Source organism: Synechococcus sp. W60.1 (assembly GCF_047461575.1).
GTDB lineage: Bacteria > Cyanobacteriota > Cyanobacteriia > Thermostichales > Thermostichaceae > Thermostichus.
Genome location: NZ_JANSHL010000001.1, coordinates 42,598 through 63,387 on the forward strand (window position 1 = coordinate 42,598; position 20,790 = coordinate 63,387).

At 58.4% G+C, this 20,790-nt stretch carries 18 protein-coding genes and 3 pseudogenes; 11 read left to right on the top strand and 10 right to left on the bottom strand.

The genetic code is table 11. The features are described from left to right. The first annotated feature begins 61 nt into the window (after window positions 1–61). From rsmA to sppA, 3 genes and pseudogenes are all read left to right on the top strand, one after another. Window positions 62–905: pseudogene (rsmA, locus tag NW805_RS00180) on the top strand (16S rRNA (adenine(1518)-N(6)/adenine(1519)-N(6))-dimethyltransferase RsmA). Window positions 906–1,010: 105 nt separating this feature from the next. Next, the gene (gene fabG, locus NW805_RS00185; protein ID WP_414373529.1) at window positions 1,011–1,715 is read left to right on the top strand and encodes a 3-oxoacyl-ACP reductase FabG; all 705 of its coding nucleotides are present in this window, start codon (window positions 1,011–1,013) and stop codon (window positions 1,713–1,715) included. 74 nt (window positions 1,716–1,789) lie between these two features. After that, entirely contained in the window at window positions 1,790–2,596 is an 807-nt protein-coding gene (gene sppA / locus NW805_RS00190; protein ID WP_011432617.1) for a signal peptide peptidase SppA, read from the top strand. A gap of 111 nt (window positions 2,597–2,707) precedes the next feature. On the opposite strand, the gene NW805_RS00195 is transcribed toward sppA, so the two are convergent. After that, window positions 2,708–3,450 (bottom strand): IS5-like element ISSoc13 family transposase gene (locus tag NW805_RS00195; protein WP_414421273.1). Its coding sequence is split into 2 segments (ribosomal slippage): window positions 2,708–3,132 and window positions 3,132–3,450, totalling 744 coding nucleotides; the frame shifts between segments, so codons are not numbered across the junction. Between the two features lie 42 nt (window positions 3,451–3,492). Next, window positions 3,493–4,733: pseudogene (gene coaBC / locus NW805_RS00200) on the bottom strand (bifunctional phosphopantothenoylcysteine decarboxylase/phosphopantothenate--cysteine ligase CoaBC). A gap of 339 nt (window positions 4,734–5,072) precedes the next feature. Here coaBC and NW805_RS00205 point away from each other — a divergent pair. The 3 genes and pseudogenes from NW805_RS00205 (at window position 5,073) to NW805_RS00215 (ending at window position 8,260) form a co-directional block, all read left to right on the top strand. Further along, entirely contained in the window at window positions 5,073–5,441 is a 369-nt protein-coding gene (locus NW805_RS00205) for an AbrB family transcriptional regulator (RefSeq protein WP_011432615.1), read from the top strand. A 257-nt stretch (window positions 5,442–5,698) separates the two neighbouring features. Further along, window positions 5,699–6,502 (top strand): Ig-like domain-containing protein, encoded by an 804-nt coding sequence (locus tag NW805_RS00210; RefSeq protein ID WP_414329004.1) that lies wholly within the window; start codon window positions 5,699–5,701, stop codon window positions 6,500–6,502. A gap of 31 nt (window positions 6,503–6,533) precedes the next feature. Beyond that, window positions 6,534–8,260: pseudogene (locus tag NW805_RS00215) on the top strand (helicase HerA domain-containing protein). Here the strand turns inward: NW805_RS00215 and NW805_RS00220 are convergent. Then, complete coding sequence (locus NW805_RS00220; protein ID WP_414421274.1) at window positions 8,197–9,201, bottom strand: methyltransferase domain-containing protein; 1,005 nt, start codon at window positions 9,199–9,201, stop codon at window positions 8,197–8,199. The pseudogene NW805_RS00215 and the gene NW805_RS00220 sit on opposite strands and share 64 nt — an antisense overlap. A 262-nt stretch (window positions 9,202–9,463) precedes the next feature. Continuing rightward, entirely contained in the window at window positions 9,464–10,507 is a 1,044-nt protein-coding gene (locus tag NW805_RS00225; RefSeq protein ID WP_414421275.1) for a glucokinase, read from the bottom strand. 181 nt (window positions 10,508–10,688) lie between these two features. Here NW805_RS00225 and NW805_RS00230 point away from each other — a divergent pair, with 181 nt between their 5' ends. Continuing rightward, the gene (locus NW805_RS00230; protein ID WP_414421276.1) at window positions 10,689–11,435 is read left to right on the top strand and encodes a DUF3120 domain-containing protein; all 747 of its coding nucleotides are present in this window, start codon (window positions 10,689–10,691) and stop codon (window positions 11,433–11,435) included. Window positions 11,436–11,460: 25 nt separating this feature from the next. On the opposite strand, the gene NW805_RS00235 is transcribed toward NW805_RS00230, so the two are convergent. The 4 genes from NW805_RS00235 to NW805_RS00250 all read right to left on the bottom strand — a co-directional run bounded on the left by NW805_RS00235 (window position 11,461) and on the right by NW805_RS00250 (window position 15,656). Then, window positions 11,461–12,042, bottom strand: coding sequence for a hypothetical protein (locus NW805_RS00235; RefSeq protein WP_414421277.1), 582 nt, complete (start codon window positions 12,040–12,042; stop codon window positions 11,461–11,463). A 74-nt stretch (window positions 12,043–12,116) separates the two neighbouring features. Beyond that, window positions 12,117–12,641, bottom strand: coding sequence for an acetolactate synthase small subunit (gene ilvN / locus NW805_RS00240; RefSeq protein ID WP_414381146.1), 525 nt, complete (start codon window positions 12,639–12,641; stop codon window positions 12,117–12,119). 164 nt (window positions 12,642–12,805) lie between these two features. Further along, window positions 12,806–15,319 (bottom strand): DUF3656 domain-containing U32 family peptidase, encoded by a 2,514-nt coding sequence (locus tag NW805_RS00245; RefSeq protein ID WP_414421278.1) that lies wholly within the window; start codon window positions 15,317–15,319, stop codon window positions 12,806–12,808. A 145-nt stretch (window positions 15,320–15,464) separates the two neighbouring features. Next, complete coding sequence (locus NW805_RS00250; RefSeq protein ID WP_011432601.1) at window positions 15,465–15,656, bottom strand: hypothetical protein; 192 nt, start codon at window positions 15,654–15,656, stop codon at window positions 15,465–15,467. A 503-nt stretch (window positions 15,657–16,159) separates the two neighbouring features. Here NW805_RS00250 and NW805_RS00255 point away from each other — a divergent pair. From NW805_RS00255 to NW805_RS00265, 3 genes are all read left to right on the top strand, one after another. Continuing rightward, window positions 16,160–17,008 carry a Tic22 family protein gene (locus NW805_RS00255; RefSeq protein ID WP_414421279.1) on the top strand — a complete coding sequence of 283 codons (849 nt, stop codon included), beginning with the start codon at window positions 16,160–16,162 and terminating at the stop codon, window positions 17,006–17,008. Between the two features lie 12 nt (window positions 17,009–17,020). After that, complete coding sequence (prmC, locus tag NW805_RS00260) at window positions 17,021–17,908, top strand: peptide chain release factor N(5)-glutamine methyltransferase (protein WP_414421280.1); 888 nt, start codon at window positions 17,021–17,023, stop codon at window positions 17,906–17,908. A gap of 166 nt (window positions 17,909–18,074) precedes the next feature. Next, window positions 18,075–18,845 (top strand): sensor histidine kinase, encoded by a 771-nt coding sequence (locus NW805_RS00265; protein ID WP_414419073.1) that lies wholly within the window; start codon window positions 18,075–18,077, stop codon window positions 18,843–18,845. 24 nt (window positions 18,846–18,869) lie between these two features. Here the strand turns inward: NW805_RS00265 and NW805_RS00270 are convergent, their stop codons facing one another. Both NW805_RS00270 and psb27 read right to left on the bottom strand, forming a co-directional pair. After that, window positions 18,870–19,334 (bottom strand): YHS domain-containing (seleno)protein, encoded by a 465-nt coding sequence (locus tag NW805_RS00270; RefSeq protein WP_414421479.1) that lies wholly within the window; start codon window positions 19,332–19,334, stop codon window positions 18,870–18,872. 229 nt (window positions 19,335–19,563) lie between these two features. Beyond that, window positions 19,564–19,965, bottom strand: a complete 402-nt coding sequence (gene psb27 / locus NW805_RS00275; protein WP_414408133.1) for a photosystem II protein Psb27 — start codon at window positions 19,963–19,965, stop codon at window positions 19,564–19,566. 68 nt (window positions 19,966–20,033) lie between these two features. On the opposite strand from psb27, the gene NW805_RS00280 reads away from it, so the two are divergent. Then, window positions 20,034–20,774 (top strand): NnrU family protein, encoded by a 741-nt coding sequence (locus NW805_RS00280; protein ID WP_414421281.1) that lies wholly within the window; start codon window positions 20,034–20,036, stop codon window positions 20,772–20,774. Window positions 20,775–20,790 lie beyond the last annotated feature (16 nt).

Here is a 20,790-nt window from a genome sequence, read left to right on the forward strand (position 1 = left end):
TCTCCTTCAACCGCTCTGGGTACCTCTCGGTTGCGGCGCAGCACTGCGCGAACATTCCCCCATGCCCTATCCTCGTAAACGGTTTGGTCAGCATTGGCTCAAGGATCCCGCTGTTCACGAGGCGATTTTGCGGGCTGCCCAGTTGAATGATCTGGAGAGAGGGGCGGATCCCACTTGGGTGCTGGAGATCGGCCCCGGCACCGGCCAACTGACGCGGCGATTGCTGGCCCAGGGCGCCCAGGTGGTGGCGGTGGAGATCGACCGGGATCTGTGCCGACTGCTGCAAAAACGGTTCGCCGGCCAACCCCGTTTTCACCTGCTGGAGGGAGATTTTCTCCGCCTGCCGCTGCCTCCTCAACCCCGCCTGCTGGTGGCCAATATCCCCTACAACCTGACCGGCCCCATTTTGGAAAAGGTGCTCGGATCCCCAGCCCAGCCAGTTCGGCAGTTCGAGCGCATTGTCCTTCTGGTGCAAAAAGAGCTGGCAGAGCGCCTTCAGGCAAGCCCCGGCAGCAAAGCCTATGGTGCCCTCAGCCTGCGGACGCGCTACTTGGCCGATTGCGAGCTGATCTGCAGGGTGCCCCAACCGCTTTAGCCAGCCCCCAAGGTGGAATCTGCCGTGATTCGCCTCACCCCCGCCCGCCCCCACCCCCGCCCGGGATCCCCGCTGGTTTCACCAACTCCTCCGGCAGGGGTTCTCCACCCGTCGCAAGAAGCTCGTCAATGCCCTGGGAAGCTTGGTGGAGCGAGAGGTGGTCGCAGCAGCTTTGGCTCAGCTCCGCCTCAACCCCGATGCCCGCGCCGAAGAGCTGGATCTGCCCCACTGGCTGGCCTTGAGCGATCTGTTGCTAGAGAAAGCGCCCAAAAGGGCTGTTGTTCCTCAAGAGGAGCAGGAACCAGGGTAGGGTAAGAGAGGGAAGCTCAGTTGGATGGATCTCAAAATCCTCTGAGTTTTTTTGCACTCCCCTCCCAATTTGTTTTGGATCCCCTTCGCCAATGCAGGTGCATCCATGCAAAGCAACCAAGGCAAGCAAATCCTCTTGACCGGCGGCACAGGCGGGCTGGGTTTGGGGGTGGTTCCCGTGGTGCTGGCCAGCGGCGCAGAGCTGACCTTGACCTATCGCCAAGAGAAAGATCTTGCCATTTTGCGGGAGCGCCTGCCGGCCAATGCTCTGGATCGGGTTCGCTTTGTGCAAGTGGATTTAACAGATGAGGCGGCGGTTGCCCGCGTCATTGCCGACCTACCCCGCGTGGATGGGCTGATCCACCTGGTGGGGGGCTTTGCCATGGGCCCCACCCACGAGTACAGCTTGGCGGACTGGTATCGCGACTTCGACCTCAACCTCACCACCACATTCCTGACCTGCAAGCACAGCCTGCGCAGAATGTGGCAACAGGGCTATGGGAGGATTGTAACGGTGGGATCCCGAGGAGCGGTGGAGCCGGGCCCGCAATTGGCCGCCTACTGCGCTTCCAAAGCGGGGGTGGTGGCCCTGACCCGCACCATTGCCGCCGAAACCCAAGGCACAGACATCACAGCCAACGTCATCCTGCCCAGCATCATCGACACGCCGGCCAACCGAGCTGCCATGGGATCCGAGCGAGCCAAGCTGTGGGTCAAGCCAGAGTCCATCGGGCAGGTGATCGCCTTTTTGGTCTCAGAAGCAGCGCGGGATCTGCGAGGGGCGGTGATCCCGGTGTATGGCAACGTCTAGGCAACTGGTTGACCAAGCCATGAGCCGCCATTCATGATACAGAATATGCACTTATCCCTATCCAGTTCTTTTCCATGCTGAAGCGATTATTCTTGGGTGGTTTGCGCCGGCAAATCGGTCGCATTGAGGTGGCAGGGGCCATTGATGGCAAAACTCGCGAGCGGGTTCTCAAGGCCCTGAAAGAGGTGGAAGAAAACCAGATCCCTGCTGTGGTGCTGCGCATCGATAGTCCAGGTGGGACGGTGGCCGACTCCCAAGAAATCTACAATGCCCTCTTGCGTTTGCGAGAGAAAAAGGGCACCCGTATTGTCGCCAGCTTTGGCAACATTGCCGCCTCTGGGGGGGTTTATATTGCCATGGGAGCCGAAAAAATTGTCGCCAACCCAGGAACGATCACCGGTAGCATTGGCGTGATCATTCGAGGCAATAATATCGAACGCCTCCTGGATAAGGTGGGGATTTCATTTAAGGTGATTAAGTCTGGCCCCTACAAAGATATTCTCTCGTTTGATCGCGAGCTAACCCCGGAAGAGCGAAACATCCTGCAAGAATTGATCGACATTACCTACGGCCAGTTTGTGCAGACGGTTGCCGCTGCCCGCAAGTTAAGTTTGAATGTGGTCAAAACTTTTGCCGATGGTCGCATTTTCAGCGGAGAGCAGGCCCTTCACTTGGGTGTGGTGGATCGCTTGGGCACAGAAGAAGATGCCCGCCTTTGGGCGGCAGAGCTGGCGGGTTTGCCGACGGATGCGAAGTTCTACGACCTGCTCCCGCGGCGCAGAGGTTGGTCTCGATTTCTGCCGGCAGCAGAAGCCTTGGCCCGTCTGCAGTTTGAAGTGAGCACCTCGGGCTTGCCCCTGTGGCTTTACACAGGTTCTTGAGGCAGTTCGCGAACAGCTATTCCGGGAAGTTTAGCGTTCTGTACCGCACAGCCCCCACCCCCGGCCCCTCTTCCAGAGGGAGAGGGAGTTTAACTAGGTTGTGTTGATCTTTCATTTGAGCCAAAAGAGAGCACTGACGAGATAGAGAAAACTCAAGAAGTTCCTGGCCAATTTGTCAAAACGAGAACATAGATGCCGGTACTGCTTTAACTTATGAAAAAAGCATTCGATTAAATGCCTCTCTTTATACAGATGCTTGTCATAATGCCGCTGCGTCTTTCTATTCCTTTTAGGCGGAATAACCGCTTGAGCTTCCCCTATCTTCTTAATCAACTTATCCGCATCATATCCTTTATCCCCAATTACTTTGGTATCCTTTCTCTGCCAGCCCTCTATCAATTCTTCCCCTTGAGTAATATCGCTCTTTTCTCCGCCAGTTATTCTCAATTCCAGCGGATTTCCCAACCCATCTACACTCACATGAATCTTGGTGCTGTATCCGCCTCGGCTTCTCCCCAAAGCTTGCTCCCCTTTTTTCCGGCAGCACAGGAGTGCGCTCGAACCGTGGTTGAATCAATAATGAGATGCTCTAAATCAGGGTCGTCAATAAAATACTTGAACATCCGTTCCCACACTCCAAAACGACTCCACCGGTGGAATCTTTGATAGATGGTGTACCATTTGCCATATCCTTCTGGGAGGTAGCGCCAAGGAGCACCGGAACGGGCTATCCAAAGAACTGCTTCAATAAACTGTTTGCAGTTTGCTTCTTTCCCAATGTTAACTCTCTCTTCTGTCTGTAAAAAAGCCAATATCTTCTGCCATTTGTTTTCATCTAAAAAAACCAACTTCATCCTCTTTCCTCTATAAATTACTCTCTCTATCCTAACATAAGATCAACACGACCTAAAGTAGCCCAACTCCAATTGCCGGGCCAGATCCAGCAGCCGGTGGGCCAGGGTTGGCTTGGTTGCCAATGGGATCCGCTCTGGACTTCCCTGCTGGGGGATCCAATAGCCTTGGTTGTGGCTGCTGCCGAAGCCGCTGTCCGGCTGGTCGATGGGGTTGGCCACAATAGCATCCAGGCCCTTCTGGCGGAGCTTTTCTCTGGCCGGCGGCAAGGGATCCCCACTTTGGGCGGCAAAGCCGATGAGGCGCTGGCCAGGGCGTTTGTGGCGGGCCAGGGCTGCCACCAGGTCAGGGATCGGCTCCAACGGCAACATCTGGGGTAGATCGGCTTTGGGCAGCTTCCCCGCGTAAACCTGAGAGGGGCGCACATCCCCCACAGCAGCAGCCATCCACAAGAGATCCGCCTGGGGAAATTCCGCCTGCAAAGCCGCCTCCAGTTGGGCTGCCGTCTCCACCGGAATGGCCCGAATGGCGAAGGGCGCTGGATCAAAGGGGATCCCCAACGGCCCATGGACCAGCGTCACCGTCGCTCCTCGGCAGGCCGCCGCCACCGCCAATGCCACGCCCATCCGACCACTGGCCGGATTGCCGATAAAACGCACCGCGTCAATGGGCTCCCGTGTCCCCCGCCGTCACCAACACCCGCTTGCCTTGCCAATCTTTTTCCCCCTGTCCAGAGCAAAGCCCGCACGATCTCCTGCAGCGCCTCCGGCTCCAACATGCGCCCTTCCCCCACCGCATCACAGGCCAGGCGGCCACTGGCCGTCGGCAAGGCCCAAAAACGGGGATCCTGGTGTAGCCGCTGCCAATTCTCGGCCACCTTCTCCGCCTTCCACATCTGCGTATTCATAGCCGGTGCCACCGCCACCGGACACCGGGAAGCCAAAACCACATTGGTGAGCAAGTTATCCGCCAGCCCATGAGTCAACTTGCCCAAGGTGTTGGCCGACAAGGGTGCAATGAGGAGAGCCTCCGCCCATTCCCCCAACTCGATGTGCAGCGGTCGTCCTCGTGTTGCTTGCCAAAAGGCGGCATCCGTAAAAGCCGGCTGGCGGGACAAGGTGGCAAAAGTCAAAGGAGAAATAAAATGTTCCGCAGCTTTTGTCAAAACCACCTTGAGCTCTGCTCCCTGCTGCACCAGAGCAGACACCAAAGCTGCCGTTTTGTAAGCAGCAATCCCCCCGCTCACCCCAATGAGGAGACGCCGCCCCGACCAAAAGGGATCCATATTGAGTGACACGCAAACAGCCTTGTTTCCAGTTTCCCTGCTTTTGCTCAATTCCGGCGGCAAAGCGGGGATCCCTCGCCCAAAGATACTTTGACTTGGACGGATGACCCTGTCGAGAATAGGGCCTGAGAGCCTATCATTCCCCATTTCAGCCAAAGTCTCCCCCATAGGTTCTGGCCTTCAGAGGGAATTCCCCACTGCTGTTTTGCGCAACCAGCCCTCAGATCCCATTGCAGTCGCGCACTCATTCCCTCTAATTAAGAAGAGTTGGATCAAACTCTATTGCAATCGCTGTTTGTTTCTGGCTACACTAACAGTTGTCCCTAAAACCATCTCGATATGGCTACAACCAGTAAACCAAAACCACTCACTGGCCAAGAGCTCCTCGACAAGGTAACTTCAATGGGAAATGCGGATCGCAAGGAAAAAGCTCGCGCCTGTGGTTATGTCACCTACACCAAGAATGGTCAGGAGCGAGTGAATCTGATGCAGTTTAACAACGCCCTGTTGAAGGCCGTTGGCGTGGATCTCGGCGCTAGTGACGAAAATGGATCCCGTGGCCGCGCTCCTACCTTCCGGGTTTCGGTTCATAAGAATGGCAATCTCCTGATCGGAGCTGCCTACACCAAGAAGATGGGCCTCAAGCCCGGAGATGAGTTTGAGATCAAGCTGGGCCACCACAACATCAAGCTGGAGCGGGTCAACTGATTTGCTGTCTCCCTGTGCCGCTTTTCCCTGCTGGTGAGTTCATCTCAGCTTGGGTAAAGCCTTTGGTATTCCTTTCGGCCTCTAGGGGCTTGGGAGCAGCGACCTCTTCCCTTCGCTCCGGTGCTCATTGTCTTTCTACTTTTCAGAACAAGGGATCCTCATGATCCGCTGGGGATCCCTGGCAGTTTGTACCTCATCAATGGCTGAAGTGTGGGTAAGTTCGCTATTCTGACAACAGTTAAATTGGGTCTGCGGCAATGAACACTCCGACCGTACAAAATGTCTTTCGCCATTGGCGGCGGTGGCGAACTTGGGCGGGGCTGTTGTTGTTGGCAGCAGCGTTCTTTGTCATCGAGTCTCATCGGCAAGTTTGGCCTCAGTCGAATGCTTCTCAAAGTCAGGCATTTTTGGAGTGGGTGTCTTCCCAGCCTACCCCCGAACAGCAGGATGTTTTTGTGGATGGAGTCATTCGGCTGCAATTCAATCGGCCACTGGATCCCAATCTACAACGTCTGGCGGTTCAGTTGGATCCGCCGGCAGCGGTTATTTTTGATGTGCAGGGAGACGAGTTGTTGCTTAAGCCTCGGGATCCCTTGCGCTTTAGCACCCGTTACACCCTCACGCTTTCTCCCCAAGAGGGGCTGCCCCTCGAGCAGGCCATTCAGCTGAGTTTTCGCACCGAACCGCAATTTACCTACGAACGGGATGTCAAACCGCTGCTAGAAGCCAGTTGTGTGGGTTGCCATCAGCCGGCAGGACGGCAGCGCACCCAGTTGCTGGACAGTTATGAGGCCACGATGGCCTATGTCAGGCCCGGGGATCCCAATAGCGAGTTGATCAATCCCCGGTGGACGAGCCGCCACGCCTACATCCTCAACGCCAATAACCCCAACCGCCCCCAAGCTCGCGGCGGATCCCCTGAGATTGCCTACATTCAAGCCCGCGGGCTGCCCCTGTCCCGTCTGGGCTTTTGGACGCCGGAGGAAGTGGAGATCGTCCGCACCTGGATTGTGCAGGATGGCGCCCCCCGCACCAGCGCCCGCTTACAGATGGGCAACTGAATAAGGCATCTGGAACCCAACCCCCACTGCCATGACCCCTCCTCAACCTTTGGCCACCGTGATTCAGGGATCCCTGAGTCGAGGGCTGGAAGCTCGCCTCAATCCCGGTGTCTCGGTAGAAGACTTGCGGGTGGGCAAATTCGTGGTGATCCAGGGGCAGCGCAACCGCTTCTTTGGCCTGCTTACTGACGTTACCCTAGAAACCAGCAACCCCAAATTCTGGTCAATCCCCCCCGCCCGGAAGAGACCTTGCTGCAGGAGGTGCTGGCAGGTACCGGCACCTACGGCATTATTGCCCTCACCCCGATGCTGATGTTGGTGCCGCGGCAAACGGAAGGGGAAAGGCTGTATCCCCTGGTCAATCCCGAACGGCCAGAAGCGTTGGCAGCTCCCCTCGGCCAAGAACCCCCTTCCGCTGGCGCCATGGAGCTGCTGCCCGTGAAAACAGTGCCCGCCCATTTTTCGCAAGTGTATGAGGCACGGGAACTGGACTTTCGCACCGTCTTCGGCTGGGAAGACGACCCGGAGCGGCGCAACTTTGCTATCGGCCAGCCCCTCGACATGGCTGTGCCCATCTGTTTGGACTTGGATCGCTGGGTGGAGCGCAGCAACGGCATTTTCGGCAAATCGGGCACCGGCAAGTCCTTTCTAGCCCGCCTGATCCTGGCCGGCATCATCCGCAAGCGGGCAGCGGTGAACTTGATCTTTGACATGCACTCCGAGTACGGCTGGGAGGCGGCCAGCGAAGACAAACACGCCAGCACCGTCAAGGGCTTGCGGCAGCTCTTTCCCGGTCAGGTACAGATCTATACCCTGGATCCCGATTCCACCCGGCGGCGAGGGGTGCGGGATGCGCAGGAGCTCTTCATCGCCTACAACCAGATCGAGGTGGAGGATCTGGCCCTGTTGGCAGAGGAGCTGAACCTATCGGAAGCCAGCTTGGAAAATGCCATCATCCTGCGCAACGAGTTTGGCCGCGACTGGATCAGCCGCCTCTTGAGCCTTTCCAACGCTGAGATCCAAGAGTTTTGCGAACAGAAAATGGGCAACAAAGCCTCGATGATGGCTCTGCAGCGCAAGCTCACCCGCCTTGACAACCTCAAGTACATCCGCAGCACCCTGCCCCACAACTACATCGGCCAGATTTTGGATGCCCTCAGCCGCGGCATTCACGTGGTTATCGAGTTTGGATCCCAGTCCAACTTGCTTTCCTACATGTTGGCTGCCAACGTCATCACCCGCCGCATTCACCAGGCCTACGTGCACCAGACGGAGCGGTACTTGCAATCCAAAAATCCCCTCGACCGGCCCCGTCAACTATGCATCACCATTGAGGAGGCCCATCGCTTTTTGAATCCGCGGGCAGCCAAGCAGACCATTTTCGGCACCATTGCCCGCGAGATGCGCAAGTACTTTGTCACGCTGCTGGTGGTGGATCAACGCCCTTCCAGCATCGATAGCGAAGTGATGTCGCAGTTGGGCACTCGCATTACGGCACTCCTCAACGACGACCAAGATATCGAGGCGGTGTTCACAGGGGTGGCGGGCAGCCAGAACTTGAAAACGGTGCTGGCCAAGTTGGACTCCAAACAGCAAGCCCTAATTCTGGGCCATGCCGTGCCCATGCCGGTGGTGGTGCAAACCCGCCCCTACGACCAGCGGTTCTACGCCGAAATTGCCGACCCCGACTGGTCTCAGGCTGAGGATGCGGAGGTGCTCCTGGCCGCCCAACAGGCTAAGTCCGAGCTGGGGCTGTGAGCAAAAGCTGCCCGCACCGCTCGGAACATGCCAAAGCGACACAGCCCTGTGCCGAAAGCAAGCCGCATCAGCAAAAAGGTGGGTACCTCCCGCAAGGACTTCACCAAGCCGACCAAGCCAAACCTGAGAAAGCCCTCAGGGCGGACAACACCCTGCCAGATGGAATCCAGCCAAGAGGGAAGGGTCTCCTGAGTCCAGTCGGCGGTTTCTACCCGTCCCGCCACCAGGCCAGTAGCCTCCAACTGCTCGGCAAAGCCTTCGATGCTGGAGAAGGAAGGGTGCGACCATTGATCCAACAATTGCCGCATCACCAGCCGTTCCCACAGGTTGAGGGGCTTTTGCCGGTCGTCCCGCTGGTTCCAGTCCGCCACCACCAGGATTCCCCCTGGCTTCAACACCCGCAGCATCTCTTGGGCATAGCGGGCCTTGTCCGGCATGTGGGGCCCTGCCTCAATGGACCACACCACATCGAAGCTGGCATCGGGGAAGGGCAGGTCGAGGGCATCTGCCACCTGAAACTGGACAGGCAGATCAGGGGGGGTGAGCTCCTGGGCCCGCTTCACCTGCTGAGGACTGATGGTGATACCGGTTACAACAAAGCCGTAGTCGCGGGCCAAGATGCGGCAGCTCCCACCAATGCCGCAGCCCACATCCAACACGGTCGTCCCTGCAGGCAGCCGATCCAACCCGCCCCAGCGCACCATCTCGTGAACAAAGTCGTGCTTGGCCTGCAGAAAATCTTTTCGTTGGGGAGGAGAGCCGTAGTGGCCTAGGTGAATGTGTTCGCCCCAGTAAAACTCTAGGATCCCATCCCGAGTCCACTCGTCGTAAGACTTGGCCACAGAGGCGGGAGACTCGTATTTGCGAGCGGTCAACAGATAGGCTGCCAAGCCCACGGCCAGCAGCACAGCTATGCCCAAAGCCCAAAAGATTGAATTCATCGGATCAACCATGAAGTTTCTATGAAGTCCCTCTGCGTGGTGGCAATCATTGTCGGTTGGATAGCGCAGCCCCAGGCGGAGTGCTTTCCGGTATGGGGCCAGCCAAGCAAAGGCGCAATCCCATCTTGACCCATCTGCTGGCTCAAGGAAGAAGTCTGGGATCCGGGCAAAGGGCAGCTGGGCGAGATTTTCCAGCACCCATTGGGATTACTGCGATCGCCTGCTGGGCCGGGGCGGCAACCTCAGTAGCAGCGGCTACTCCCTACCAAAGGTTGGCGGCGTAGCGAGCAGCTCCCCTCAGCCCCACCTGCGCGTTCACCACCACCTGCACCGACAGTTGCTCCAGGAGAGGACGCATCCGCCCTTTGTCCAAAAACGAGGACAAAAACTCCCCTTCGTGCAACAGGCGCAAGAGCTTGGGCGCGATCCCCCCGGCGATGAACAGGCCCCCGCGCGGCAACAGGTGTAGGGCAAAGTTCCCGACTGCAGCCCCGTACAGGCTGATGAAAAGCCGCAGACACTCCACCGCCAGAGGATCCCGTGCTTCCATGGCAGCATTGGCAATTTGGGCTGCCGGGTCAATATGCTTAGCTCCCTTTTCCCAAGCCTCAATTTGGGCCAGCAGCTGTTCTTCTCCTGAGCCCCACTGGCTATCCCGCAAAAATTGATAAATGGCAACGATCCCCTGCCCCGAGACCACCCGCTCGGTGGAGACACGTCCGTGCCGTTTTTGCAAATACCTCAAGAGCTCCCACTCCAGAGGGGTGCGCGGGGAAAAGTCCACGTGACCGCCCTCGCTGGCATGAACTTGGTAACCCCCTTCTCCCCAGGTAAGGTAAGCCTGCCCCAAACCCGTGCCTGCTCCCATCACGCCAATCGGAGCCCGCGGTTGACGCTCGCCCACTTGCAAGGTGTCCAGATCCTGGTCGCCGAGGGCAAGCACGCCATACCCCACAGCGCTGAAGTCGTTGATCAAGGCTACGCGCGGGATCCCCAGCTCTGCGGCCAATTGGCTCGACTGCAGATCCCAGGGCAAGTTGGTCACTTTGGCAGTCTGTCCCTCAGACCCTGAGCCCCTTGTTTCCATGACGGGGCCGGCCACTGCAAAACAGGCGGCAGCAGGCTGTGGATCTCGCCCCAGCTCCCGCCGAGCCTGGGCCAGAAACTCTCCCACCATTGGGGCGAGGTTGGCGTAATCTTGGCTGGCATAGCGGCAGTGGTAAAGGCTGTGCTCGGGATCCTCGGCATTGACAAGGCTGAGGCTGGTTTTGGTGCCCCCGATGTCTCCTGCCAAAAGCAAGTCCATACGGTTTCCTCCGGCCAGCACCTCCTTCCCACCCTGGCATTTCTGGAGAGGGGATGCCAATTTCAGCCCCCAAGGAATCCCAGGGCTTCTTCCCTCCTGCAAACGAACATCCGCTGCCGAGAAGAGAGAAGGGCGAAGAAAGTGGTATGTTAACTGATGTGAAGTTTTTTAATATCGCATTTTGTCTTCTACACCTTTTTTACCCCCTCTCCAGGATGAGCTCTGGCTGTCCTCTGAGCATTTGGCCGGGCTGGATCCCCGCCCTCTCTCGGCTCAAAGGCGTTTTCGATCCCACTATGCCATTGGGGGAGTGGCAGCTCTGCTCGTGAGTCTGCCCGTTTTTGTGCAAGCGCCCCTGGTGCGGTATGCCCCTTGGGTTAGCTTGGTGATGTCTTTGGGCTGGCTGGGCCTTAGCTTGCATCTCTACTCCCAGCCCCGTACCCGCCTGTGGGGAGATTTGCTGTACGGCTTTACCCTGACTTGGCTGGCAGGATCCCTGTATTGGGGATGGCTGCGCTTTGAGCCTCTTTGGCACATGCCCATGGAAGCCTTGGGGATCCCGATTGTCTGGTGGGGGACACGGCGACGGTTTGCCCGCATCGGTACCTGGTTTTATCTCGGCTCCCTGTGGGGTACGGCGGTTACAGATCTCTACATTCACTCGGTGGGGCTGCTGCCTGAGTGGCGGCAGGCGATGCAGTTTGACCGGTTGGAGCAGGCGGTTGTCCCTTTTAGGGCGGCCCTCGACAAAATGGCTACCCCCTGGGGCCTGGGTTGGGGCATCGGCTTGGGCCTTCTGTTGCTGGGTGTTGGATTGTGGAGAGTCCAGGGATCCCGCCGCTTGCACCATTGGGCATTTGCGGGAGCAGTGCTGAATACCCTGTTGGTGGATGGGCTATTTGGCTGGGGGGCAGCTCTGCTGCGGTGAGCTGGGACATCCCCATAACTCTGCTTCAGGTGGGAGTAGAAGTATTGGTAGGGCTGGGAGCTCCATCGGACTCCGTCCTGCCAACGTCGGCGGCAGCAGGTGCAATTGCCGGCAGTGTAGGTTCTGGCCCGGCAGGAGGCAACTCCGGTGCCGGTGCGGGCTGAGGCAGAAAGTCGATGACCTCCCAAGTCTTGGAATCCGGTGAGCTGTAGGCCAGCAGCCACCGTTCAGGCACGGTTTTGACGCGGTCGGGCGAGCGTTGTGTAGCAACAGTTTGTGCCTTTTGGTGGGCCAGGGTGAGCTGGAAGGGATCCCCTTTGCGGCGATAGGGGCGGCGGGATCCCGGCGGCTGCACGCTCAGGGTGTAGGTGCCGCTGAGGTGATGGCCTTCCAGGGTTTCTCCTGAGACTAACAGCAAAGGTTCACGGCGATCCTGGCGGATTTTCACATCCTGCAATTGCAGGCGGGCTGCTAGCTGGTCACTGCCCACCAAGGATCCCACCGGCCCGGACAAATGAGCGATCTGATAGGCGAGGGCCTGCTGCACAATCGGCTTTGGCGGTCTAGGGCCGCAGCCGGCCAGCAGCCCCACCAGCACAATAGCCACAAGGCTAATCGTGCCCCGCAGAACCGATCCCCTACAACTCCACCCCAGTTTTGGCATCGCTTCCCCTGAGGCCATCAGACGGTAACTAAGGTGGGGTGGTGCTTCAGGTATTCCGTATTCACGCCGGACTCGCGGGTGAGAGCCACCAGGCCGGTACGGGCGATCTCACGGATGCCAAAGCTGGTCAACATCTTGATGATGGCCACCATTTTGCCGGGATCCCCGGTTACCTCGAGAGTCAAAGACTCCTCCGCCACATCCACAATCCGGGCGCGAAACATTTGGGCCACATCCATAATGGCGGAGCGGGTATCGGGGCTGGCATTGACCTTGACCAGCATCAGCTCCCGTTCCACGCAGGGAACATGGGTGATATCGGTAACTTTCAGCACGTCGATGAGCTTGTAGAGCTGCTTCGTCATCTGCTCCACATCGTGTTCATCGCCCTGCACCACCATAGTGATGCGAGAGATCCCCGGTCGTTCGGTGGGGCCAACGGTGAGGCTGTCGATGTTAAAGCCGCGACGGGCAAACATCCCCGCAATGCGGGTTAAAACGCCAGGCTGATCCTGCACGAGGGCGCTGAGGGTGTGTTTCACGGCAACCAGAGGATAGAGAAGAAGCTGAGAAGAGGTTGGGGAAGCACCTGGGAATAACAATACCCTGAGGAAATTTTACGCCAACTTTGCCGGAATGTTTTTCGCATTGCTCCGGTCGGAGCACAGCTGCAGAGCCGGCGCCCTAGAGAAAGACAGCGCAGCCGTTAACTCTCCAAAGACCCGCGAGTAACCCCCAATTGGCTGTGTAGCTTCAGCTCCTGCCACAGTTGGGATCCGCTGAGTTGACCTTGTAGGAGTTGCTGATAGCGGTGCAGGGTTTGTTGGATCTCGGCGGGGGATTCATGCAAAAATTCGATGCGCAGATAGCGCAGGCCCAAGGCCAATAATTTCGGCACATATTCTGCCCCCGTTTGGGCCTTGCCGTTGTAGAGGGTATTCCGACAGCCGGCATCGGCCTTCAAAATGTGCTCGACATTGGCCCTGTCCCTCAGCTTCACCTCGTGTTTTTCACATGGGCGACCACAATTGGTGTAATCCGTTCCGCTGGATAAAAAGGCGCAAAAGACGCAGTGCTCCATGTGGAACAGGGGCATATGTTGATGAAGGGTAACCTCATACCTATGGGCGGGGCCGGCTTGCAGCAGGGATCCCAGTTGCTCGTGGTTGAGGTCATAGGAAGCCGTCAGGCGCTCCAGGTTGTAACGGGTTTTGAGATAGTGGGCCGTGATGGGATTGGCCACATTCAAGGAAAAATCCCCAATGCAGCGCTGACCGGCAAAAAAACGGAGATGGTCGTAATTTCTCACCAAGTAGCCATCGGCTCCGCCGACCAACACTTGCTTTAGGATCCAGGTTTCTCCTGGCTTGGTGATGCGGGGCGGAGCGACCCACAGTTCCACCTCGGGATGGGCGGCTTTGGTTGTGCGGATCACCTCCCGATAGCGGCGGGGATCCTCAAACTCCAGATAGATCTGCCTAATACCGCTGGCTATCGCCGCCAGCAGTTGCGCCGGATCCCGCACCAACACCACCAACTGCGGGGATCCCCTTTCGGGCTCCTCCTGAGAAGGCACCAGATCTTGCCAGCGAGCTTCGGGATTGAGTTGCCAGCGCGGGGGCTGAGCTCGCAGAGCTTGTAGGCGTTCCACCGCTTGTCGGCGCATCTGGTTGAGCAGGCTCACCGGCAGCATTACCTCCCCCTGCAAGGCATTGTGCAGGGATCCCAACTTGAAGGGAGTGGAGCCCAAACGGCCCAGTTGCTGTCGCAGTTTTTCGGTGGTGAGGGGTTGGCGGTGGGCAGCTTCCAGGGGCAGCGGCGAATCCACCCGCACCGTGTGTCCCTGCTCATCCCGCACGATCAACGTCAGCGGGGATCCCACTTGGCCGTGAACCTCCATGTGGACAGGCCGCTGAAAGCGGGGGTGATCCCCGGCGTAGCTTTGGCGCAGGCGCTTTTCCAGTTCCGGGTCGCTGGTCTTCCAGAGGCGATCCCCCACCCGCAGACGTTTGAGATCAATGACCCCCTCTCCAAAGCTGAGCCAGGCCAGCCCCTGCTTCTCTTGCACCCGGTAAACTCGCCCCCCCTGCTCCGGCAACTCCGGCTGCCCCTGGTCAAACACCACGCCGTCCCCAGCTTTGAGGGGTGCCTCCAGCCGGATCCCCACCTGATCCTGTTGGATCCCCACCACTTGCCCCAGGTAAACCCCCCGTTTCTTGCCAAACCGCGCGTGCACCAGCTCCTGGTTGTTGATGCCCCGCAGCCAGCCTGTGTAGAGCCCACGAGAAAAGCTCATCTCCAGCTCGTAGCGTTCCTGTTGCGAAGGCTGCCACGGCTGTCCCACCCCCAGCGCATCCAAGGCCTGCCGATACACCCGCGTTACATTGGCTACATATTCTGGGGATTTCAGCCGGCCCTCAATTTTCAGACAGCGGATCCCCAGCTTCACCAGCTCCGGTAGCACCTCCAGCCCGGCCAAATCTTGAGGGCTGAGCAGATACCGCTTCTCCCCCAAGTCGCGGCGGATCCCGTCTACCACCAGCTCATAGGGCATGCGGCAGGCTTGGGCACATTCCCCCCGATTGGCCGAACGCCCCCCCAGCGCCTCGCTGGTCAGACATTGCCCCGAGTAGGCCACGCACAACGCCCCATGCACAAAGACCTCCAGAGATAGGGAGGATCCCTTCTCTTGCAGATAGGCCTGGATCTGGGCGATTTCCTGGAGGGAACATTCCCGCGCCAGCACCACCACCTCACAGCCCAGCTCAGCGGCAAACTCCGCTCCCACTCCACTGGTGATGGTCATTTGCGTGGAAGCATGGATGGGGAAATCGGGGGAAAGATGCCGGATCAGGCGGGCGATGCCAATATCCTGCACAATCACCGCATCCACCCCCGCCGCAATCATCGAGCGGATGTATCCCTCGGCTTCCGTCAGCTCCCTTGGAAAAACCAGAGTATTCAAAGTAACATAGCCCCGTACCCCCCGCCGGTGCAGCCAGGCCATCAGTTCCGGCAAATCCGCTTCCGTAAAGTTGCGGGCACGCATCCGGGCGTTGAAGCGCTCCAGCCCAAAGTAAATGGCATCGGCTCCGTTTTCCACTGCCGCCTTGGCACACTCCCAATCCCCCGCCGGGGCCAGCAGCAGGGGCAACTTGGTGGTCAGAGGCGGCGCCTCAAAGTGATCCGTTTCCGCGAAATCTATCCCAGCAGCTTTCATCGGAAGACAGCCCCACAAAGAGAACAAGGGATCCTTTCCCATTCAAAATCAAAAAACCTGAGAGCAGGATCCCCTTGTCTCAGGTCAAGCTGCCTCTGCCGGCGGCCTCTTAACAAAAAACTCGTTCCGTCCGCAAAGGGTCTAGCTAAGAAGCCACCAGCACATTCAGGATCCCGGTGAGGACGGCGCTGAACAAAGCCAACGTTAGGTAGCGGCCAACAGCCGGGTTGTCACCCAGCAGCCGATCGGAAGCGCTGATGGTGAAAAACAAAGACCAGGCCTGAGTAGCGTTGATGGTCTCAAATTGGTTGAATTCAGCGGTGAAGATCTTAGCCATGACTCAATGCTCCCTACAGCTGTGGGTTCGCACCCCTACCTTAACAAAAGTTAACAGCAGCTGCCACGTTTGCGCGGCTACATCAGGACACCGCCGAACAAGGCTGGAATAGGCAGCGTTTTATGGGAGAGCTGGGTACACAACCCTCGGAGGGATCTGCATCTAGCGTGGATCAGTTGTATGCGACTCCGTATATAGTATTGGGTGATGCGGGATCCCCACCCAAAATAGGGGCTTTGCCCCTCGACAGAGGTCGAGCAGATGTTCTAACCTTGGCTTCTAGGGTGGCCCAAGAGCGCTCTTCAAGATAGGTGTGCCGGGGTGTTGTCAGCGATGGCCAACCGGGATCCTAAGGCTGAGAGTGTGCCGCATCGCTAGCCTAAGCCCTGTTGAGCGGGTTTAATCTAGGCAGCTTTTGATTTGCCCCAGGCTGTTGGTTAGTACTTAGGAAGCTGACCCCATAGCAACCAGAACAAGGCGCGATGCCGGGAGTTGAGATGAGAATGACGCGTTGTAATGTAGTATCGCCTGTGCGCTCCCTCTGCCGCTGTGCAGCTCAGGTGGGCGGCGTATCCGGGATCCTGATCGGAACAGCTTGGGGGGGTTTGGCTGTGACTCCTGTTTGGGCTCAGGAGAATGCCCTACTGGCTCAGGCAGCCGCAGGCCCCATGAGCCGGCAAGAGGTGGCGGAGCGGCTAAATCTGGTGCCTGTTTTTGCCATTGTGTCTCAGAACGGCACCCCTGTTGTCGCCAATGTGGAGCGAGATGGCCGCACCATCCAGGTGGTTTCTTTGTGGCTGGATCAGGCCCAGGCCCAACAAATGTTGGAGCAGGTGAAAGCCAGCAACCCCGAGATAGCCAGTCAAGCCCGGGTGGTGCCTCTCTCGCTGGGGTATGCCTACGAAAAATCGGAAGAGGAGCGCGCCAAGAATAGTGACCTGTATTTTGAGGTGGTGCCTCGGGCTTCTGATGTGGAAGCAGCCAAGCAGGTGCTGAAGGAAACCGGTCAAGATGTGCCCCCGGAGGCAATCGGCGTGCCTCTGTTCTATGGCCGCTCCGGAGAGGGGCTGCTGACCATCGAGCAGGATGGCCATGAGGTGGTGCCCTTCTTCTTCGACCGCAACGATTTGCGGAGGGCTTTGGATCGGGCGGCGGCGCAGAACCCGGATGTGGTTGGGAAAACCCAGATTGAAGTGACCTCGCTGGCCATTGTGGTAGAGCGTATGCTGGCCCCCGACGCGCAGGCCGATGTGCAGAAAATTGCCTTTATCCCCTCTCGCTCGGCGCTGGAGTATATCCAATCCCTGGCCCGGCCTGCCAATCCTTCTGCAAGTCCCCAGCCTCAGCGTTAACCTAAGCCCCTGATGGGATCCCCGTCTGCTCTGGTGAAGCGGTTAACAGAGTGGCGTGCCCAAGCCCTGAGGGCGGCAAAAGCGGCTGGTATCCCTGCCGAGGAAGTGGAGATTTTGCTCAGGGAACGGCTGGGGTGGGGGCCATTGGAGCGGTTGATGGGTCGCGCTCCGGCTGGGGAGGGGGATCCCCTGGAGGAGGTGCAGGCCCTTTGGCGGCAAAGGGTGGAAGAGCGCATCCCCCTACAGTACCTGTTGGGCAAAGTTGAGTGGGCGGGCTTGAGCTTGCGGGTGACGCCGGCGGTGCTGATCCCACGCCCGGAGACCGAGCTGCTGGTGGAGCAGGCTTCCCTTTGGCTACAGGCCAATCCTCTGCCGCCGGGATCCTGTTTTGCCGACCTGGGTACAGGCAGCGGGGCGATTGCCATTGCGTTGGCCCATCAGCACCCCCAGTTGCGGCTTCTGGCCGTGGATTCTAGCCCAGAGGCCTTGGCTATTGCAGCAGACAATGTGGCAGCCCACCATCTGCAGGAGCGGGTGAAGTTGCTGCTGGGATCCTGGTTTGTGCCCTTGGATCCCTGGCGGGGGCAGCTGCGCGGCCTGGTTTCCAACCCTCCCTACATTCCCTCTGCTGAGCTGGCCTCGCTCATGCCAGAGGTGCGACTGCACGAGCCACGACAGGCTCTGGATGGCGGAGAAGATGGCCTAGCCCACTTGCGGCTGTTGATTCAAGCAGCACCGGATTACTTGGCCCCGAACTCCTTTTGGGCGGTGGAAGTGATGCGAGGCCAAGCCCCTTGGGTGGCGGAGCAGTTGCAAGCTAGAGGCTGCTATCGGCAGATCCAAGTTCACCGAGATCTGGCCGGGGTTGAACGGGTGGTCAGCGCCTACTTCGTCGGATAGAAAAGGGTAGGATCCCATAGGATCCCATAAGACAGGGTATTGCCGCAGCCCGATTGCCTCAGCGGGACGTAGTCCTCGCTGTCCAAAACTCAAAGATCCAAACCCAAGGATCTGAACCTCGACGGGATCCCCCGTCTTTCCTTCGGAGCACCTCTTGAGGAAACCCTTGCCTGCAGCCAAACCCGATCCACTCCCCCAGCAGGCTGCCTCTGCCGACAAGCAAGAGGCTGTGGATTGGCAATTTGCTTTTGAACGCTCTGAGGTGATGCGAGCCTTTCAACAAGAGTTGCTCGTCAGCATCGGCCATGAGCTGCGCAATCCCCTCAGCAGCCAGATGGGATCCCTGCAGTTGGTGCTGTCAGATCTGTGTGATTCCCCCGAAGAGGAGCGGGAATACCTGCAAAGTGCCAAAGAAGCGGTGGAGCGTCTGATCAAGCTGCTCGAGGAATACACCCGCCTGGCTCGCCATGACCTGCCCATCCAACCTCTGCGACCGGAACCGACCCGACTACGCCCCCTCCTGCAGGATGTGTACAGCCTAACTCGCCTACAGGCCCAGGATCAGGGCATTCGCTACGAATGGCCGGCCCTACAACCCACCTCGGCCTTTGAGGTGCCCCTTCTCCCCGACAGCCTCACCGTTTGGGCGGATCCCCACGGCTTGGTGCAGGCGCTGCTGGGAGTGTGTCGCTGGGGCATCCGCACCCTACGCTACGGTTCGATGGCTTTGCACCCCTATCCCACCGCAGAAGAAGAGGGGCGACTGTGCCTGGGGTGGAACCTTGAGGGGCGATGCCATGTGCCCATTCAAACAGAGGGCTGTGCCGTCTGGCGGGTGAGCGAGCGGCTCCTGAGAGAAATGGGAGGCCAGCTGGAACTCTGCGAAAGCGGCCCCTACCGAGTTGGCATCAAGGTGACCCTGCGCCTCGCCCATTGAACCCCAGGCCAGAGGGACTTGGGCCTATCGGCTTCTCAAAGCTGGCCAGTTGGCATCTGCCCTCTTGATCAACCCGGGGATGTCGCGCTCCCAGTTGCGCTGTACCCGCCGGTTGGCGTTCAGGTATAGCTTGTCATCAACAATTTTCCAGGCAAAGGGATCCACCGGGTAAAGGTAGTTGTGGGCCACGGCCCAGGCACAAAACCCGCCGTACTGGGGGGCAAAGCGCTCTGGGTCGTTGCGAAACCGCTCCCGATTCTCGGCGCTGGCAAACCTCCAGGTCACCCCTCCCCACTCCCATTCATACTCTGGGGATCCCTTGACCGGCTTGCCGTCGATGAAATAGGCCACCGGGTCATAGCCCCGCAGGGCCAGGCCATCCGTTGCAAAAAAGGGGCCCGGGGATCCCTCCTCGGCAGCCCCAACGACCTGTCCTTGGGCTGGGAGAGACAGGAGCCAAGCTGGGTGAGAAGCAACAGCCCCAACCATCAGCAGCAGCGGGATCAAAGCCCAACGATTTTTGACCATCACAACCTCCCAAGTCCTCAATCGAAAATCGAAATGAGCAAGAAAGCCTTACTCTTCCCCTTCAGGTTCCAAAAGACATCTGACAAAAGACATCTGAGGAGATGCTGGCTTCCGGGGACTGGGAACAGTTTGGCCACAGCGAGGAGATTTGCCTGTGATTTGGATCGGGGAGATCCAATCTAAAAAAAGCTCAACCTTCTCGGCGCAAGGCCAATTCCGCCCGATCCAGTTGCATTAGCACCCGCTCCACCTTTTCGGGGTTGAGAGGTCGACTGGAAGTGCGGTACTGGGAGGCCAGCGTGTTAAACACCGTGCGCAAAGTGGTAAAAGACTGCAGCTTATCGTAGCGATGGCCGTGGTAGCGCCCAGAAAACTCCTGGATGGCTTGCATGGCTTCCGCTCGCGCCTCTTCCGGGTTCATCAGGGGATCCCCTTCTGAAAGGACGGTGCGTAGGGTTTGGATCAGGGTCATGCTGTCTTCGTAATACTTGCCGGTGAGACGGGCAGCCTGAGCAACTGAACTCCCTGATCCCAGCAAAAGGGCTACAGACAGGAGCAGGCTGACAAGACGCAGAAAAAAAGTTTTGAGCATGGGGAACCTAATGTAACTTACTTTTAAGCATAAGCCACAGCAACACCGGAAGAGGAGTCACCCAAAAGATGCTGTTCACCCCCTTCAGCGACTTTCTGCAGAAGCTGGGCCAGTACGGATCCCATTGGACAATGCTGGCCCTAATCTTGGGATTTGCCTGTGCTCACAGCGGACTGGCCTACTTGCGGCCCTGGGGGGAAAGCTGGCTGGGATCCCGTCTGTACCGCATCTTCTTTGCTCTGGTGAGCCTCAGTTTGGCACCACTGTTGCTGATCTATTTTTTCAACCATCGCTACGACGGGGTGATTCTCTGGGATCTCCAAGCCGTCCCAGGCATCCGCACCACCGTTGCTCTTTTGTCTGCCCTCTCTTTTTTCTTTTTGTATCCGGCCACCTTCAACTTGCTGGAGATCGCCGCCATTCGCAAGCCGGAGATCCACCTGTTTGAAACCGGGATCATCCGCATCACCCGTCATCCCCAAATGGTGGGCCAGGTGATCTGGTGTGTGGCCCATTCCCTGTGGATTGGCTCCAGCTTTATGGTGGTGACCTCGCTTGGGCTCATTGCCTACCACCTGTTTGCCGTTTGGCATGGGGATCACCGCCTGGAGCGGAAATACGGGCAGGCCTTCCGCGATCTCAAGGCGCGCACCTCCGTGATCCCCGGCTTGGCCATTCTGCAGAAGCGACAGCAACTGCGCCCCCAAGAGTTTTTTCGCTGGGCCTATCTGGGGGTATTCAGCTTTGTATTGATTCTTTATGCTTTCCATCCCCAAATGGTTTCTGCAGCCAGCCAAGTTGCCTGGTAGCATGATCCCAAAGAAC